This window comes from Leisingera methylohalidivorans DSM 14336 (genome assembly GCF_000511355.1).
In the GTDB taxonomy this organism is placed as follows: Bacteria; Pseudomonadota; Alphaproteobacteria; order Rhodobacterales; family Rhodobacteraceae; genus Leisingera; species Leisingera methylohalidivorans.
Map to the genome: position 1 here is coordinate 2,309,179 of NC_023135.1, position 15,763 is coordinate 2,324,941.

The window sequence follows — 15,763 nt, forward strand, 5'->3', positions numbered from 1 at the left end:
CGGGCCTTGTCAGCCTGCCTGAAAAGCAGATCAATTTACAAGGGTTGCTGCGGCAGCAGCTGCCGCGCCGTCGATGCCGAACTGGTAAACCACGCCTACCAGCATCAGCGCGGCAGAGGCCATCAGCGCCACGCCCAGGATCGGTGATCCCTGCGCCTCGACGTCGTCCTCGCCCGTGCCGAAGTACATGTAGAAGACGATGCGGATGTAGTAGAACGCACCGATCACCGAAGCGACAGCGGAGGCAATGACCAGCCCCATCAGGCCGGCGTCGACACCCGCCTGCCAAACGCCCAGCTTGGCAAAGAAGCCCAGCATCGGCGGCACCCCGGCCAGCGAGAACATCAGCACAAGCACCGCCAGCGCCTTGCCCGGCTCGCGTGCGGCGAACTGATTCAGCGCCATGATATCGGTCACAGGCTTGCCGTCTTTTTCCAGCATCAGAATGAAGGAGAAAGTACCGATGTTCATGGTGACGTAGATCGCCAGATACACCAGCATCGCAGTGACGCCCTGTTCGGTGCCCGCTGCCAGGCCAATCATCGCATAGCCCATATGGGCGATCGACGAGAAAGCCATCAGGCGCTTGATGTCGCGCTGGCCGATGGCGGCAATGGCGCCGAGGAACATCGACAGCACCGACAGCACCACGATGATCTGCTGCCAGTCGGAGATGGCACCGCCAAAGGCATCATGCAGGACGCGGGCAAACAAGCCCATCGCCGCAACCTTGGGCGCGGTGGCAAAGAAGGCGGTGACCGGGGTCGGCGCGCCCTCATAGACGTCCGGGGTCCACATGTGGAAAGGCACCGCGGAGACCTTGAAGGCAAGCCCCGAGATCATGAAGACGAGCCCGAACAGCATGCCGAGCGACATATGGCCCTGCTCGGCGACTTGGATGATACCCGCGAACTGAGTGGTGCCGGCAAAGCCGTAAACCAGCGAGGCACCGTACAGCAGCAGGCCCGAGGACAAGGCGCCCAGCACAAAGTACTTGAGGCCCGCTTCGGTCGACTTGACGCTGTCGCGGCGCATGGCGGCCACGACATAGAGCGACAGAGACTGCAGCTCCAGCCCCATGTACAGAGACATCAGGTCGCCGGCGGAGACCATCATCATCATACCCACGGCGCTGAGCGCAACCAGGATCGGGTATTCGAAGCGCAGCATGCCGCGGCGCGCCATATAGTCCTGGCCGATCAGCAGCACCGCAGCCGCACCCAGCAGCAGCGCCACTTTGGCAAAGCGGGCAAAGCCGTCGTTGATGAACATGCCGTTGAAAGCGGTCTGGGTGGTGGCCGGGCTGGCCGCGATCCAGAAGGCCACCGCCGCCAGCAGCGCCGCGGTGGTCCAAACCATCGGGGAGGCCAGCTTGTCCTTGCTGGTGTAGACGGCGCCCAAAAGCGCCCCCATCGCGTAGAGTGCCAGAACGATCTCTGGCAGGATTACAGTAAGATCAGCTTGGATCATCTGCCTCATGCTCCCTTAATGCGAAGCAATCTGGATGGCTGCCGAGGTGTCGGCCGCTGCCAGAGACTGGTTGAAGTTTGCAATCAGCGCCTCGGTCGAGGGCGCGATGATGTCGGTCACCAGGGACGGATAGACCCCCAGCAGCAGGGTCATGACAACCAGCGGCGCAAAGACAAAGCGTTCGCGGGCGGACATGTCGCGGATGCCGGCCAGGCTGCCCTTGATCAGATCGCCGAATACCACCCGGCGGTAGAGCCACAGCGCATAGCCGGCCGAGAAGATCACGCCGGTTGCTGCCACTGCCGTCACCCAGGTGTTTTTCTGGAAGGCGCCCATCAGGGTCAGGAATTCACCGACAAAACCTGAAGTGCCCGGCAGGCCGACGTTGCCCATGGTGAAGAACATGAACACCAGAGCGTATGCGGGCATCCGGATCACCAGACCGCCATAGGCGTCGATGTCGCGGGTGTGCATCCTGTCATAGATCACCCCGACGCAAAGGAAGAGCGCGGCGGAGATGAAGCCGTGGCTCAGCATCTGGAAGATGGCCCCGTCGACACCCTGCTGGTTGGCGGCAAAGATGCCCATGGTGACAAAGCCCATGTGCGCGACCGAGGAATAGGCGATCAGCTTTTTCATGTCTTCCTGAACCATCGCCACCAGCGAAGTGTAGACAACCGCAATGGCCGACATCCACAGGACCACATCGGTCATCACATCCGCGCCGACCGGGAACATCGGCAAGGAAAACCGCAAAAAGCCGTAGCCGCCCATTTTCAGCAGGATCGCCGCCAGCACCACAGAACCGGCAGTCGGCGCCTGCACATGCGCATCTGGAAGCCAGGTGTGCACCGGCCACATCGGCATCTTCACCGCGAAGGAGGCAAAGAAGGCCAGGAACATCAGCGTCTGGGCGCCGCCCACAATGTGGATGCCCAGCACGTCAAAGGACGCCGCCGAGAAGCTGTGAGTCAGCAGGGATTCGATATCGGTGGTGCCGGCATCCACATACATGAAGACCATCGCCACCAGCATCAGCACCGAGCCGAAAAAGGTGTAGAGGAAGAACTTGAAGGAGGCGTAGATCCGCTCCTTGCCGCCCCAGATCCCGATGATCAGGAACATCGGAATGAGGCCCGCCTCGAAGAACAGGTAGAACAGCACCAGATCCAGCGCCATGAAGACGCCCAGCATCAGGGTCTCCAAGAGCAGGAAAGCGATCATGTATTCCTTGACCCGGTCGGTGACGCTCCAGCTGGCCAGAATGGTCAGCGGCATGATGAAGGTGGTCAGCATCACAAACAGAACCGAGATGCCGTCGACCCCCATCTTGTATTTGAACCCGAAAATCCACGCGGCTTCTTCCACAAACTGGAAGCCGGTGTTGGCGGGGTCGAACTCGAAATAGATGCCAAGGCTCACCAGGAAGGTGATCGTTGTGGCAAACAGCGCAACATACTTGGCGTTGCGCTGCGCCGCCTTATCCTCGCCGCGCAGGAACAGGGCCAGGATGGCCGCCGCAAGCGCCGGGATGAAGGTGACAATAGAAAGGAGATTGTCCATCAGTGCGTTCCTCCGCCGATCGACATCCAGGTGACCAGAGCCGCAATGCCCAGCACCATCCAGAAGGCATAAGTGAAGATGTAACCGGACTGCGCGCGTCCAGCGAGACGGGTGAAGAAGGGAACAACCCCCATCGCCAGGCCGTTCAGGAAGCCGTCGATGGTGCCCCCGTCGCCGCGTTTCCACAAGAATCGGCCAATGGCCAGCGCCGGCTTGACGAAGATCACATCGTAGATCTCGTCAAAGTACCACTTGTTCAGGAGAAACAGGTACATCGGGCGCTGCTGCGCGGCCAGACGGCTCGGCAGAGACGGGCTCCAGATGTAGAACCACAGCGCCAGCACCAGACCGCCCAGCATCGCGATGAAGGGGGACAGTTTCACCCATTTCGGCGCCGCATGGGCATCTTCCAGGATGTGGTTGTCCTTGCCGATGTAGATCCCGCCCTCGCCCGGCTGGCCGGCGAACACATAGTGGTGCCCGCCGTCTGCCGCGGCTTCGCCGTGGGCTGCCTCATCACCGTGTGCCGCGGCTTCACCGTGTGCAGCGTCGTCACCCAGCGCAGCTTCCGCGCCGTGACCGGCGGCGTCGCCATGTGCCGCAGCAGAGGCTTCCGCCACCGGGATGCCATAGAACTTGCCGACCTGATCGGCGTGGCCGAAGAAACTGCCGTACCAGATCATGCCTGCGGTGATTGACCCCACGGCCAGCACGCCCAGCGGCACCAGCATGGTCCAGGGGCTTTCATGCGCATGGTCGTGGGTGTGCTTGTCGCCGCGTGCCTCGCCGTAGAACGTCATGAACATCAGGCGCCAGGAATAGAACGAGGTCATGAAGGCCGCGATCACCAGCGCCCAGAAGCCGAACATCGAGCCGCCGGCATAGGCGCTTTCGATGATGGCGTCCTTGGAGACAAAGCCGGCAAAGCCCACCCAGCCGCTCAGCGGAATGCCGACGCCGGTGATGGCCAGGGTGCCGATCATCATCGCCGCAAAGGTATAGGGGATCTTCTTGCGCAGGGCGCCATAGTTCCGCATGTCCTGTTCGTGGTGCATCGCGTGGATCACCGAGCCGGCACCCAGGAACAGCATCGCCTTGAAGAAGGCGTGGGTGAACAGGTGGAACATCGCCGCCGAATACATGCCGACGCCAGCCGCCACGAACATGTAGCCCAGCTGCGAACAGGTCGAATAGGCGATCACCCGCTTGATGTCGTTTTGCACCAGGCCCACGGTTGCCGCAAAGAATGCAGTCGCGGCGCCGATCACGGTGATGAAGGCCGTGGCCTCGGGCGCAAACTCCATCAGCGGCGACATCCGGCAAACCAGGAACACACCCGCGGTCACCATGGTTGCGGCATGGATCAGCGCCGACACCGGGGTCGGGCCTTCCATTGCGTCCGGCAGCCAGGTGTGCAGCAGCAGCTGCGCCGATTTGCCCATCGCACCGACAAACAGCAGGAAGGCAATCAGGTTGGCCGCATTCCATTCGCTCCACAGGAAGGAAACCTGGGTTTCCGCCAGTTCCGGTGCCTTATCAAAAATGTCCGCCAGGTTGATGCTGTCGGTCAGGAAGAACAGCCCGAAGATCCCCAGCGCAAAGCCGAAGTCGCCGACCCGGTTGACGATAAAGGCCTTCATCGCCGCCGCATTGGCGCTTGGCTTGCGGTAGTAGAAGCCGATCAGCAGATAAGAAGCCACGCCGACGCCTTCCCAGCCAAAGAACATCTGCACCAGGTTGTCAGAGGTCACCAGCATCAGCATCGCGAAGGTGAAGAACGACAGATACGCAAAGAAGCGCGGCTTGTAGCTTTCGCCCTCTTTCCACTGCGGGTCATGGTCCATGTAGCCGAAGGAGTAGAGGTGCACGAGGCTGGACACCGTGGTGATCACGATCAGCATGATCGCGGTCAGCCGGTCCAGCCGGATTGCCCAGGAGGTCGACAGCGAACCGCTTTCGATCCAGCGGAAGATCTCGATGTTCTGGGTCTCTCCGTTGAACGACAGGAAGATGATCCAGCTGAGCAGGGCCGCCAGGAACAGCAGCGCCGTGGCGGTCACTGTGGCGGCTTTTTCGCCGATGAATTTCCAGCCGAAGCCGCAGATGATGGCCCCCGCCAGCGGGGCAAAGAGGAGGATGGTTTCCATGATTCTTCAGCCCTTCATCACGTTGACGTCTTCGACGGCGATACTGCCGCGGTTGCGGAAGAAGCAGACCAGGATCGCCAGGCCGATGGCGGCCTCGGCGGCGGCCACGGTCAGCACGAACAGGGTAAAGACCTGCCCCACCAGATCGCCCAGGAAGGACGAGAAGGCGACCAGGTTGATGTTCACCGCCAGCAGCATCAGTTCGATGCTCATCAGGAGGATGATCACGTTCTTGCGGTTCAGGAAGAGCCCGAAGATGCCGATGACGAACAGCGTCGCCGCGACGGTCAGATAATGTTCAAGTCCGATCATGCTCAAAGCCCCTGCCCCGGTTTCACGTCCTTCAGCTCCATCGCAACGGCCGGGTCGCGCATCATCTGGGCGACCACGTTCTGGCGCTTGACGTCGGTGCGGTGGCGCAGGGTCAGCACAATGGCACCGATCATCGCCACCAGCAGGATCAGGCCTGACAGCTGGAACAAAAGAAAATATTGGTCATAGATGATGAGGCCCAGGGCCTCGGTGTTGTGGCGGTCGGCAGGCACCGGATTGGCCAGCAGCTCAGGCGCCTTATGGGCGGTTTCCCAGACGCCGAAGGCCATCACGAACTGCATCAGGATCACCAGGCCGATCAGCAGCGCCAGCGGCAGGTACCGCGCCATCTCGGCCTTGAGCGCGGCAAAGTCCACATCCAGCATCATCACCACAAACAGGAACAGCACCGCAACGGCCCCCACGTAGACGATGATCAGCAGCATGGCGACAAATTCCGCCCCCAAGAGCACAAACAGCCCGGCCGAGGAGATAAAGGCCAGGATCAGCCACAGCACCGAATGCACCGGCTGGCGGCTGATCACGGTGAACAGCCCGCCGGTGATAGCGCTGACGGCGAAGAGGTAGAAGGCAAAAACGCTCATGTCTCATCGTCCTTGTTGTCGTCCATGACTCCTTGCGCCAGATCCAGCGCCCGGTTCATGGCCGGAATGCCGGCAAAGACCGACATCTGTCCGATCGTTTCCACGATCTCTTGTTTCTTTGCCCCCGCCGCCAGGGCGTGGCGCACGGTCTGGCGCACGGCTGAATCCGCCTGCGCGCCTTGCATCGTGAGCCCGGCCAGGGTCAGCAGCAGCCGGGTCTTGGCATCCAGCCCGTCCTTGTTGACGGTGTTGCCGAACATCATTTCCATGACTTCTTTGGGCATGGTGGGCCACAGCGCCTCGAACTCCTTGAACGCCTCGGAAGGCGAGAAATTCTCCAGCGCCGGATTGAAGGCCTTGGCCATCTCCTGCGCCTGGGTCTGCATCTGTTCCATCATGGCTTCAAACGGGTTCTTGGGATCAGCCATCGGCGGCCTCCTCTGCTTCGAACACCTCAATCGCGGCGTTCAGCGCGTTGATCATCGACGGCAGGCCGCCATAGAGCGCCATTTGAAAGATGATCTCTGAAATTTCCTCGCGGGTGGCCCCGACGGCGCGGGCGCTGGCGACATTCACCTTGAGCTGCGGCCGGGTCTGGCCGCCAAGCGCTGCCAGTGCCGCGACAGTGGCCAGCAGACGGGTTTTCTCATCCACCGTGCCGCGGGTGTAGAACTGGCCGTAAGCCACGTCCACAATGGTTCGCGACAGCCCCGGCACCAGCGCGTCGTAGCGGGCCTGCAATGCCTCTTCCATGCCGGGGTTGACCTGTTCGGACAGGGCCTTGCCGCGGGCATAGGTATCGGTATGAAGCGCTTCTGAGGTCATCGGTACGGCGCGTCGATTTCCAGGTTGCGGGCAATCTCGGCTTCCCAGCGGTCGCCGTTTGCCAGCAGCTTGTCCTTGTCATAGAACAGCTCTTCCCGGGTCTCGGTGGCAAACTCGAAATTCGGGCCTTCGACAATTGCATCCACCGGGCAGGCTTCCTGGCAGAAGCCGCAGTAGATGCATTTGGTCATGTCGATGTCATAGCGCGTGGTGCGGCGGCTGCCGTCCTCGCGCGGTTCGGCGTCGATGGTGATCGCCTGCGCCGGGCAGACCGCCTCGCAGAGTTTACAGGCAATGCAGCGTTCCTCGCCGTTCGGGTAGCGGCGCAAGGCGTGTTCGCCGCGGAAGCGGGGCGACAGCGGGCCCTTTTCATGCGGGTAGTTCAGGGTGGCCTTGGGGGCGAAGAAATACTTCAGCCCCAGTTTGAAGCCGACCCAGAAATCCTGCAGCAGGAAGTATTTGGCGGCGCGGGTATAGTCGATTTGGGTCATTTCGGAGCCATTTCGTCATCAAGCCGGGTTGCGCCGGCGTTTTTGTGGCTGTGCCACTTGGTTTCATAATCGCTTTGCAGAACCAGGTCTTTCATCGCTGAACCGCTGGTCTTTTCGATTTCGTAGTAGAGGTACATGCGCCCCTTCGGTATCTTGCCCTTGAGCCGCAGCCGCTTGCCGGTTTCGGCGGGATCCTTGAATTCAATATGGTAATCCCCGCCGCGCGGCCGTTTGTGGATGCCGCGGCAGTCATGCACGGTGCAGCCGCAGTTGCGTCCCCAAAACGTCCAGACCAGTTCCGGATTGAACTGGTAAATGCCATGAGCGGGCCAGCCATTAAAGCCGTTTGCGGAAATGAACCGCCCGCCGGGTTTCAGCATCCGGAAAACGGTCTCCAGTGCCATCGGTACATTGAAAACATGCTCAATGGTGCCGCCGTCGAAGATCAGGTCGAACTGTTCTTCCAGTTCGGCTGCAACGGGGCGGTTGAGGTCATGAAGGATTGTGGCGCCCTCATAATCCGAAAAATCCATCGTCTCCATGTCGCCGAACCCCAGCTTTTGCATGAGGGTCTCGCAGTAGCCATCCTCTTGAAGCAGCTCTGTGTGGGTCAGATCAAGCCCCTTCTTGCGCAGGATCTGGTCAAACTTGTGCTTGATCTGATCCTCCACCCTGAAGGAGTGACGCCCAAGCATGAGCGTCCGGCCTTCCGGCTGGAAGCGGGTCGACAAGTCGGCCAGCCGTTCGAAGAGCTCGATATCGACACCCATCGCTGCTTAGCCCCCCACGGTCCAGCGGGCGAAGATGCCCCAGAACCAGTCAAATTTTGCAGCAAAGGACACGAAGACCACCCAGGCCAGCGAGAACGGCAGGAACACCTTCCATCCCAGCCGCATCAGCTGGTCATAGCGGTAGCGCGGGGTGATCGCCTTGACCATTGCGAAGAGGAAGAAGAAGAACGCCATCTTGCCGACCATCCACAGGACGCCATCGGGCAGGCCCGGGATCGGGGACAGCCAGCCGCCGAAGAACAGCAGCGAGGTCAGCGCGCACATCAGGAAGATGGCAATGTATTCACCGGCCATGAACAGCAGGAACGGCGTGGCCGAATATTCCACCTGGTAGCCCGCGACCAGCTCCGATTCCGCTTCCGGCAGGTCGAACGGCGGGCGGTTGGTTTCCGCCAGCGCCGAGATGAAAAACAGGAACACCATCGGGAAATGCGGGATCCAGTACCAGTTCAGCAGCCCCAGGTCGCCGTCCTGCGCCCGTACGATGTCGCCAAAGTTCATGCTGCCGGTGGAGATGATAATGCCGATGATGATCAGGCCCAGCGATACTTCGTAAGAGATCATCTGCGCCGCCGAGCGAAGCGAGCCCAGGAACGGGTATTTCGAGTTCGACGCCCAGCCGCCCATGATGACGCCGTAGACCTCAAGCGAGGAGACCGCGAAGACGTAAAGGATGGCGACGTTGATGTCGCTGAGCACCCAGCCGTCGTTGAAGGGGATCACCGCCCAGGCGATCATCGCCAGCACAAAGGATGTCAGCGGTGCCAGGATGAACACGGCGCGGTCGGAACCGGCCGGGATCACCACTTCCTTGACCACGTATTTCAGCGCGTCAGCCACCGATTGCAGCAGGCCGAAGACGCCCACCACATTGGGCCCCCGGCGCATCTGGACCGCGGCCCAGATCTTGCGGTCCCCGTAGACGAGGAACAGAAGCGAGATCATCACAAAGGCAACAACTGCAAGCACTTGCGCCAGGATCAGAACAGCGATGCCGCCCGTAGTTGTAAAGAATTCAGCCATAGGTCCTCACACCGTGGGTATTCCGTTCGCCGCGCAATCGGCCACCACGACTTCAGCGTCGATGGTGCGCAGCCCGCGCGGCAAAGCGGGGGAAATCAGATAGACCGCATCGGCGGTCCGGCTGCTCCCTGCCTGTTTCATTGTTGTGCGCACATGGCGCGCAAATCCGTAACCCCGGATCAGCGCGTATTGCGCAGCGGCACATTCCGCATAGTTATCCAGGTCTTCCTGTGCGGCAGCTCCGCGTATGGAGACGTGAAATTGCACCAGATTGCCCTCCAGCAGGCTGGTTTCCACCCCGTCGTACACCGGGGCAGGCCGCGCACCATCGCTGCCGGGCGCCATTGCGCAGGCGGCCAGCAGCAGCGGTGTTATGAGGGCAAGGCGGATCATTCGGCGGCCATTGCCCCGGTATCGCGGGCTTTGACGCCTGCCGACAGTTCCGCCATCAGCTGCGAAGCGCGGGCAATCGGGTTGGTCAGATAGAAGTCCTTGATTGCCGGCAGGAAGTCAGCGCTGCCGAGCTTGTCCTGTTCCAGCGGCTCGCCTTCCTTCCCGCCCACTTCGTCGATTTTCGCCAGATGCGGGACTTCTTCGACCAAAGCCTGGCGCAGCTGGGCAAGCGAGTCATAAGGCAGCTTGGCGTCCGCCTCAGCGCTCAGCGCGCGCAGGATCGCCCAGTTTTCCTTGGCCTCGCCCGGTGCAAAGCTCGCACGCAAGGCCAGCTGCGGGCGGCCTTCTGTATTCACGAACAGACCGTTTTCTTCGGTATAGGCAGCACCCGGCAGGATCACGTCGGCGCGGTGCGCGCCGCGGTCGCCGTGGCTGCCCTGGTAGATCACAAAAGCACCTGCGCCGATCTCCACCTCATCAGCCCCGAGGTTGTAGATCACCTCGGCCCCGTCGATCGCAGCATCGATGCCGCCTTCGGTCACGGCACCGACGTCCATTGCGCCCACACGGGAGGCGGCAGTGTGCAGCACCAACAGCTTGGAACCGGAAAGTTCCGCCATCTTCTGGGCCGCGGCCATGACTGCCAGGCCGTCCGCCTCGCGCAGGGCGCCCTGCCCCACGATAATGACGGTCTTCTTGTTGTCGCGGGTCTCCTCCGGGACACCCTTGCCGATCATGTCGCTGAGGGCCTCGCGGCCGGTACCGGCGTGGTAATATTCGTATGTCAGATCGGCCGCGGGGCCGATCAGGGCAACCTCGGCGCCATTGGCCCATGCCTTGCGGATGCGGGCGTTCAGCACCGGCGCTTCGTCACGCGGGTTGGTGCCGATCAGCAGGATCATCTCAGCCTCATCGAGATCCGCGATGGTTGCGGTGCCGGCATAGCCTGCCCGGTTGCCGATCGCCAGGCGGGCATTGTCGGTGCGGCATTCCACCTTGCCGCCCAGTCCTTCGACCAGCTGCTTCAGCGCAAAGGCCGCCTCGACCGGAGCCAGATCGCCGATCAGGCCCGCAACCTTCCTGCCTTTCATTGCAGCGGCAGCGGCAGTCAGCGCCTCGGGCCAGGTGGCGGGCTTCAGCTTGCCGTCAACGCGCACATAGGGCCGGTCAAGCCGCTGGCGGCGCAGCCCGTCCCAGACAAAGCGGGTCTTGTCGCTGATCCATTCCTCGTTCACGCCGTCGTGGTTGCGCGGCAGAATGCGCATCACTTCACGGCCCTTGGTATCCACCCGGATGTTCGATCCCAGCGCGTCCATCACGTCGATGGTTTCGGTCTTGGTCAGTTCCCAGGGACGGGCGGTGAAGGCGTAAGGCTTGGAGGTCAGAGCCCCAACCGGGCAGAGGTCGATGATATTGCCCTGCAGGTTCGATTGCAGCGTCTGGTTCAGGTAGGAGGTGATCTCCGCATCTTCGCCCCGCCCCGTTTGACCCATCTGGTGGATGCCGGCGACCTCAGTGGTGAAGCGCACGCAGCGGGTGCAGCTGATGCAGCGGGTCATGGTGGTGTCCACCAGCGGACCGAGGTCGAGATCGTCCACCGCGCGTTTGGCTTCCTTGAAGCGGCTGCCTGACAGGCCATAGGCCATCGCCTGGTCCTGCAGGTCGCATTCGCCGCCCTGGTCGCAGATCGGGCAATCCAGCGGGTGGTTGATCAGCATGAATTCCATCACGCCTTCGCGGGCCTTCTTGACCATCGGCGAGTTGGTTTTCACTTGCGGCGCCTGGCCTTCGGGACCGGGGCGCAGATCGCGTACCTGCATGGCGCAGGACGCCGCGGGCTTGGGCGGGCCGCCGACAACCTCGACCAGGCACATACGGCAGTTGCCGGCGATCGACAGGCGCTCGTGATAGCAGAAGCGCGGGATCTCGACACCGGCCTCTTCACAGGCCTGGATCAGGGTCATCGCCCCTTCCACCTCGATCTCGGTTCCGTCAATGTTGATCTTGCGGAGGTCAGACATGGTCTATTTCGCCCTCAGTAACACGCCGATCGCGCTGTTCTTTTCGATTTCCGCGCGGCCATAGGCGCAGAAGGTTTCCGGTTGTTCGTAGGAGACGCCGTTTTGTGCCAGCAGCCGCTCGCCCTTGGCGCGCATGCGGGCCTTTTCTGCGTCCGAGCCGATGTAGGCGCGGATTTCCGTGTCCGAGTACCCCAGCTCATTCGCCCGCGCTTTGAGCCGGCGCAACTCGCCCAGCCCCTTGAAGTAACGCGGCGCAAGGCGGTCGCAGTGGTCCGAGACTTCCTTGGCCACGGCCACCGCAAACAGCGGGTTTTCGATTTCGGCAACATCGCGCAGCGACGGTTTGGCCAGTGCCGAGACCGGCAGGGCCGTAAAGACAGACAGGGCAGCAGCAATCAGGGCGCGCATGGTGGAGAACTCCTTCAGTTTGAAGCTCCCACTGCGCAGGCAGGCGGCGCTGCTATTCAATAGCAGCCGGGCCGGACAGCCCTGATATGCCGGAAATCCGCTCACGGGGTGCAGGTTCCCCGGAAAGCGGCCTGACCGTCGGTCAGTGTCAGCTGCACATCCTGGTCGGACGGGTCCACCGCCCAATCGATTTTGGAGGAGCCATAGTTCACAACGCAATAGGTGGTCCCGGCGTGGGCCGCAGCCTTGCGCGCCCCTGTGACCGAGCGGTCCGCGCCCTTGATTTCGATGGAGAAATCTGCGCGGTTCACCTTCTTGTCCACCGGCTTGGCCTTGGCCTTGAAGGGGACGCCGTCATACAGTTCACGGTTCTTGTTGGTGGTTGAGGACCCGCAGGCCGAAACCAGCGCCGCAACTGCCAAACAGGCCGCCGGCAGGGTCAGCCGGTATGTCGTTAGAATGCTCAAAATACTGCCGCCAAAGTCAGAATTGCCAGGCCGCCCATACAGGACCAGCCGGTCACGTAGAAAATTGTGCGCAGGCCGCCGTGCGGCTTGCCGCTGCCGCTCAGGTGGATGAGGATCATGATCACCCGCGTGACCAGCACCAGAGAGGCAAGCAGGTTCACCCAGAACGGCGCCGCCCCCGCGAGGATCGCGGCGATGGTCACGGTCAGGAAGGCCGGCAGCGTTTCGCAACCGTTCAGATAGGCCCGGTTCAGACGGTAAGCCTTTTCGGCATAGTCCTCCCGCGGTGTCGCACCGGGTGCGAGGCCTGCCTTCTGCTTGGCCAGCGCCGAAAACGGCGACAGCGCCATGATGATCAGGGTAAAGATCACCAGCGCGGCCAAGGCGTGGGAATATGCTGAGAAGGTTTCCATTGGTTACTCCGCTGCCATCGCGCCCAGGCGGCCGGTCTGCTGGGCCTTGATGCGGTCTTCGATTTCCTCGCGGAAATTCTTGATCAGGCCCTGGATCGGCCAGGCCGCCGCATCGCCGAGGGCGCAGATAGTGTGGCCCTCGACCTGCTTGGTCACATCCCACAGCATGTCGATCTCTTCCAGCTCGGCCTCGCCCTTAACCAGCCGGTCCATGACGCGCATCATCCAGCCGGTGCCTTCGCGGCAGGGGGTGCACTGGCCGCAAGACTCGTGCTTGTAGAACTTCGCCAGCCGCCAGATCGCCTTGATGATATCGGTCTGCTTGTCCATCACGATGACCGCCGCAGTGCCAAGGCCCGAGCCCAGTTCGCCGCGCAGGTAATCGAAATCCATGATTGCATCGCGCATGTTCTCGCCGCGCACGCAGGGCACCGAGGAGCCGCCGGGGATGACCGCCAGAAGGTTGTCCCAGCCGCCGCGGATGCCGCCGCAATGCTTTTCAATCAGCTCCTCGAAACCAATCGACATCGCCTCTTCCACCACACAGGGGTTGTTGACGTGGCCGGAGATCGCAAACAGCTTGGTGCCGGCGTTGTTCTGACGCCCGAAACCCGCGAACCAGTCGGCGCCGCGGCGCAGGATGGTCGGCACGACAGCAATGGATTCCACGTTGTTCACAGTGGTCGGGCAGCCGTAAAGACCCGCGCCCGCCGGGAACGGCGGTTTCATCCGGGGCATGCCCTTCTTGCCCTCCAGGCTCTCGATCAGGGCGGTTTCCTCGCCGCAGATATAGGCGCCTGCCCCGTGATGCAGGAAAACATCGAAGTCCCAGCCGGAGCCGGCCGCGTTCCGGCCCAGCAGGCCCTGATCGTAGCATTCGTCGATGGCCGCCTGCAGCGCTTCCCGCTCGCGGATGTATTCCCCGCGCAGATAGATATAGCAGGTATGCGCATTCATCGCGAAACTGGCGATCAGCGCGCCCTCGATCAGCGTATGCGGATCGTGGCGCATGATTTCCCGGTCCTTGCAGGTGCCGGGTTCGGATTCATCCGCGTTGATCACCAGATAGGCCGGGCGGCCGTCGCTTTCCTTGGGCATGAAGGACCACTTCAGGCCGGTCGGGAAACCCGCACCGCCGCGGCCGCGCAGGCCGGAGTCTTTCATGGTCTGAACGATCCAGTCACGGCCCTTTTCCAGGATGCCCGCGGTGCCGTCCCAATGGCCGCGCGCCTTGGCGCCCGCCAGCGAGCGGTCGTGCATCCCGTAAAGGTTGGTAAAGATCCGGTCCTGATCCTTCAGCATGTGTGCCTACCTTTGGTTTTCTTCTTCATTGGCCCGACGCATGCGCCAGAGTTGAAATATGTTGACCAGGGCATAGATCATGCCCGCCAGCGCAGCGAAGTCGAACAGCAGCGCATAGCGCCCCGGCAGCCCCAGCATGGGGCCGATGAACAGCGACACGGCCATCCACAGCAAAATGGTCCCGGCAATCACAAGCGCGATATGCCGGCCCTTTGCAGCGATAGCCTGGTCCTGTTCCTTGCTCATCTGTTCCCCATCACCCGGGTGCGGCCCTGCAGGCTGCGTGCCGATCAGTCGTCTTTGTCGTCGTAGATGTGCTCTTCTTTGGCACGTTTGGCGAACTCGGTCTCATCGCCCACCTGCAGACGCTTGGCCTGTTCGATCCAGCCGTCCCGTTCGATCCGGCCCTTGAACTTGAGCCGCGCATCCACCCAGGCCACCTCAGCTTCGCCCCAGTCCGCAATCTGATCGAAGTGGAAGAAACCAAGGTCGTTAAGCTGCGCTTCCAGCTTGGGACCAACGCCCTTGAGCAGCTTCAGATCGTCCGGCAGGCCGCCGCGGGCCTCTTTCAGGACTTCCGGCTCGGCTTCATCGGCCTGGCTGTCAGCCGCGGCTTTGGCCGCCGTCCCTTCCGGAGAGGAGGGCTCAGCAACGGCCGATTTTTTCGGACCCGCCTTGGCAGCTTCTTCCGCCTGTTTCGCGGCAGGCTTGGGGGGTTCCGGTGCCTTGGGCGGTGCCTCCGCCGCGGCACGGCCTGCAACAACGCCGTCCTTGCCAACCCATGGGGTCAGCAGCGGCACCTCATCCCCCTGAATGCGCTTGACGCCGTCCTTGTTGTCCACCGCCAGCTGGACGCTCGCATTATACTGGGTCTTGCCGCTGTCGAAGTCAGTCAGCGAGGTGAGGCCCGATTCCGGCTCAGCGGCGTAACGGCCGTTCTGCGGGCCCGGCGTCACCTCCCTGCCCGCGGCCAGATCGTCGAGCAGCTTGGAGAAGCTTTCAACCGTCAGATCCTCGTAGTAATCCTTGCCGATCTGCGCCATCGGGGCGTTGGTGCAGGCGCCAAGGCACTCGACCTCTTCCCAGGAAAACTTGCCGTCCGCCGACAGGGTATGCGGTTTCGCGGCGATCTTTTCCTTGCAGACCGCAACCAGGTCTTCGGCCCCGCAGATCATGCAGGAGGTGGTGCCGCAGATCTGAATATTGGCAACGGAACCGGTCGGTTGCATCTGGAACATGAAGTAGAAAGACGTGACTTCCAGCACCCGGATATAGGCCATGCCCAGCATGTCGGCGATGGTTTCGATCGCGGGCTTGGTGACCCAGCCTTCCTGCTCCTGCGCACGCCACAGCAGCGGAATGACTGCCGAGGCCTGACGGCCTTCAGGGTACTTTGTGATCTGCGCCTCGGCCCAGGCCTGGTTGGCCGGGGTGAAGGCAAAGCTGTCGGGTTGTTCGTGGTGGAGACGGCGCAGCATCAGATCACCTTTTGGTGGGTGTTGCCCGCGCGGATGCCTCCGGCGGGAGTATTT

At 62.0% G+C, this 15,763-nt stretch carries 18 protein-coding genes; all 18 read right to left on the bottom strand.

Features of this window, described 5'->3' with window-relative positions; all coding sequences use genetic code 11:
• Positions 1-30 precede the first annotated feature (30 nt).
• Positions 31-1,470 (bottom strand): NADH-quinone oxidoreductase subunit NuoN, encoded by a 1,440-nt coding sequence (nuoN, locus tag METH_RS11505; protein WP_024090647.1) that lies wholly within the window; start codon positions 1,468-1,470, stop codon positions 31-33.
• Between the two features lie 15 nt (positions 1,471-1,485).
• On the bottom strand, positions 1,486-3,033 hold the full coding sequence (locus METH_RS11510) for an NADH-quinone oxidoreductase subunit M (RefSeq protein ID WP_024090648.1): 1,548 nt from the start codon (positions 3,031-3,033) through the stop codon (positions 1,486-1,488).
• Positions 3,033-5,180, bottom strand: a complete 2,148-nt coding sequence (nuoL, locus tag METH_RS11515) for an NADH-quinone oxidoreductase subunit L (protein WP_024090649.1) — start codon at positions 5,178-5,180, stop codon at positions 3,033-3,035. Before nuoL ends, METH_RS11510 begins: the two co-directional genes overlap by 1 nt.
• A 6-nt stretch (positions 5,181-5,186) precedes the next feature.
• Positions 5,187-5,492, bottom strand: a complete 306-nt coding sequence (gene nuoK, locus METH_RS11520) for an NADH-quinone oxidoreductase subunit NuoK (protein WP_024090650.1) — start codon at positions 5,490-5,492, stop codon at positions 5,187-5,189.
• 2 nt (positions 5,493-5,494) lie between these two features.
• Positions 5,495-6,097 (bottom strand): NADH-quinone oxidoreductase subunit J, encoded by a 603-nt coding sequence (locus tag METH_RS11525; RefSeq protein WP_024090651.1) that lies wholly within the window; start codon positions 6,095-6,097, stop codon positions 5,495-5,497.
• Entirely contained in the window at positions 6,094-6,525 is a 432-nt protein-coding gene (locus METH_RS11530; protein WP_024090652.1) for a carboxymuconolactone decarboxylase family protein, read from the bottom strand. The genes METH_RS11525 and METH_RS11530 overlap by 4 nt, the downstream gene beginning before the upstream one ends.
• On the bottom strand, positions 6,518-6,922 hold the full coding sequence (locus METH_RS11535) for a carboxymuconolactone decarboxylase family protein (RefSeq protein WP_024090653.1): 405 nt from the start codon (positions 6,920-6,922) through the stop codon (positions 6,518-6,520). Before METH_RS11535 ends, METH_RS11530 begins: the two co-directional genes overlap by 8 nt.
• Complete coding sequence (gene nuoI, locus METH_RS11540; protein ID WP_024090654.1) at positions 6,919-7,413, bottom strand: NADH-quinone oxidoreductase subunit NuoI; 495 nt, start codon at positions 7,411-7,413, stop codon at positions 6,919-6,921. Before nuoI ends, METH_RS11535 begins: the two co-directional genes overlap by 4 nt.
• Positions 7,410-8,183, bottom strand: coding sequence for a methyltransferase domain-containing protein (locus tag METH_RS22700; RefSeq protein WP_024090655.1), 774 nt, complete (start codon positions 8,181-8,183; stop codon positions 7,410-7,412). Before METH_RS22700 ends, nuoI begins: the two co-directional genes overlap by 4 nt.
• 6 nt (positions 8,184-8,189) lie before the next feature.
• Complete coding sequence (gene nuoH / locus METH_RS11550; protein WP_024090656.1) at positions 8,190-9,227, bottom strand: NADH-quinone oxidoreductase subunit NuoH; 1,038 nt, start codon at positions 9,225-9,227, stop codon at positions 8,190-8,192.
• A 6-nt stretch (positions 9,228-9,233) separates the two neighbouring features.
• A complete protein-coding gene (locus METH_RS11555) occupies positions 9,234-9,620 on the bottom strand; it encodes a hypothetical protein (RefSeq protein ID WP_024090657.1) in 387 nt (128 codons plus the stop codon).
• Positions 9,617-11,641: an NADH-quinone oxidoreductase subunit NuoG gene (gene nuoG / locus METH_RS11560; RefSeq protein ID WP_024090658.1), complete on the bottom strand. Its 2,025-nt coding sequence runs from the start codon at positions 11,639-11,641 to the stop codon at positions 9,617-9,619. The genes METH_RS11555 and nuoG overlap by 4 nt, the downstream gene beginning before the upstream one ends.
• Positions 11,642-11,644: 3 nt before the next feature.
• The gene (locus METH_RS11565; RefSeq protein ID WP_024090659.1) at positions 11,645-12,049 is read right to left on the bottom strand and encodes a DUF5333 domain-containing protein; all 405 of its coding nucleotides are present in this window, start codon (positions 12,047-12,049) and stop codon (positions 11,645-11,647) included.
• 101 nt (positions 12,050-12,150) lie between these two features.
• Positions 12,151-12,516, bottom strand: coding sequence for a hypothetical protein (locus tag METH_RS11570; protein ID WP_024090660.1), 366 nt, complete (start codon positions 12,514-12,516; stop codon positions 12,151-12,153).
• On the bottom strand, positions 12,513-12,929 hold the full coding sequence (locus METH_RS11575; protein ID WP_024090661.1) for an MAPEG family protein: 417 nt from the start codon (positions 12,927-12,929) through the stop codon (positions 12,513-12,515). The genes METH_RS11570 and METH_RS11575 overlap by 4 nt, the downstream gene beginning before the upstream one ends.
• A gap of 3 nt (positions 12,930-12,932) precedes the next feature.
• On the bottom strand, positions 12,933-14,231 hold the full coding sequence (gene nuoF, locus METH_RS11580; protein ID WP_024090662.1) for an NADH-quinone oxidoreductase subunit NuoF: 1,299 nt from the start codon (positions 14,229-14,231) through the stop codon (positions 12,933-12,935).
• A gap of 6 nt (positions 14,232-14,237) precedes the next feature.
• Positions 14,238-14,477 (bottom strand): DUF5337 domain-containing protein, encoded by a 240-nt coding sequence (locus METH_RS11585; protein ID WP_024090663.1) that lies wholly within the window; start codon positions 14,475-14,477, stop codon positions 14,238-14,240.
• Between the two features lie 44 nt (positions 14,478-14,521).
• Positions 14,522-15,709, bottom strand: a complete 1,188-nt coding sequence (locus METH_RS11590) for an NADH-quinone oxidoreductase subunit E (RefSeq protein WP_024090664.1) — start codon at positions 15,707-15,709, stop codon at positions 14,522-14,524.
• Positions 15,710-15,763 lie beyond the last annotated feature (54 nt).

Bases quoted from the DNA above. Each gene is read 5' to 3' on its own strand.
- nuoL (WP_024090649.1), bottom strand. From the start codon at position 5,180: ATGGAAACCATCCTCCTCTTTGCCCCGCTGGCGGGGGCCATCATCTGC.
- METH_RS11590 (WP_024090664.1), bottom strand. From the start codon at position 15,709: ATGCTGCGCCGTCTCCACCACGAACAACCCGACAGCTTTGCCTTCACC.
- METH_RS11585 (WP_024090663.1), bottom strand. From the start codon at position 14,477: ATGAGCAAGGAACAGGACCAGGCTATCGCTGCAAAGGGCCGGCATATC.
- nuoF (WP_024090662.1), bottom strand. From the start codon at position 14,231: ATGCTGAAGGATCAGGACCGGATCTTTACCAACCTTTACGGGATGCAC.
- nuoK (WP_024090650.1), bottom strand. From the start codon at position 5,492: ATGATCGGACTTGAACATTATCTGACCGTCGCGGCGACGCTGTTCGTC.
- nuoH (WP_024090656.1), bottom strand. From the start codon at position 9,227: ATGGCTGAATTCTTTACAACTACGGGCGGCATCGCTGTTCTGATCCTG.
- METH_RS11565 (WP_024090659.1), bottom strand. From the start codon at position 12,049: ATGCGCGCCCTGATTGCTGCTGCCCTGTCTGTCTTTACGGCCCTGCCG.
- METH_RS11555 (WP_024090657.1), bottom strand. From the start codon at position 9,620: ATGATCCGCCTTGCCCTCATAACACCGCTGCTGCTGGCCGCCTGCGCA.
- nuoI (WP_024090654.1), bottom strand. From the start codon at position 7,413: ATGACCCAAATCGACTATACCCGCGCCGCCAAATACTTCCTGCTGCAG.
- nuoN (WP_024090647.1), bottom strand. From the start codon at position 1,470: ATGATCCAAGCTGATCTTACTGTAATCCTGCCAGAGATCGTTCTGGCA.
- METH_RS11510 (WP_024090648.1), bottom strand. From the start codon at position 3,033: ATGGACAATCTCCTTTCTATTGTCACCTTCATCCCGGCGCTTGCGGCG.
- METH_RS22700 (WP_024090655.1), bottom strand. From the start codon at position 8,183: ATGGGTGTCGATATCGAGCTCTTCGAACGGCTGGCCGACTTGTCGACC.
- METH_RS11535 (WP_024090653.1), bottom strand. From the start codon at position 6,922: ATGACCTCAGAAGCGCTTCATACCGATACCTATGCCCGCGGCAAGGCC.
- METH_RS11575 (WP_024090661.1), bottom strand. From the start codon at position 12,929: ATGGAAACCTTCTCAGCATATTCCCACGCCTTGGCCGCGCTGGTGATC.
- METH_RS11530 (WP_024090652.1), bottom strand. From the start codon at position 6,525: ATGGCTGATCCCAAGAACCCGTTTGAAGCCATGATGGAACAGATGCAG.
- nuoG (WP_024090658.1), bottom strand. From the start codon at position 11,641: ATGTCTGACCTCCGCAAGATCAACATTGACGGAACCGAGATCGAGGTG.
- METH_RS11525 (WP_024090651.1), bottom strand. From the start codon at position 6,097: ATGAGCGTTTTTGCCTTCTACCTCTTCGCCGTCAGCGCTATCACCGGC.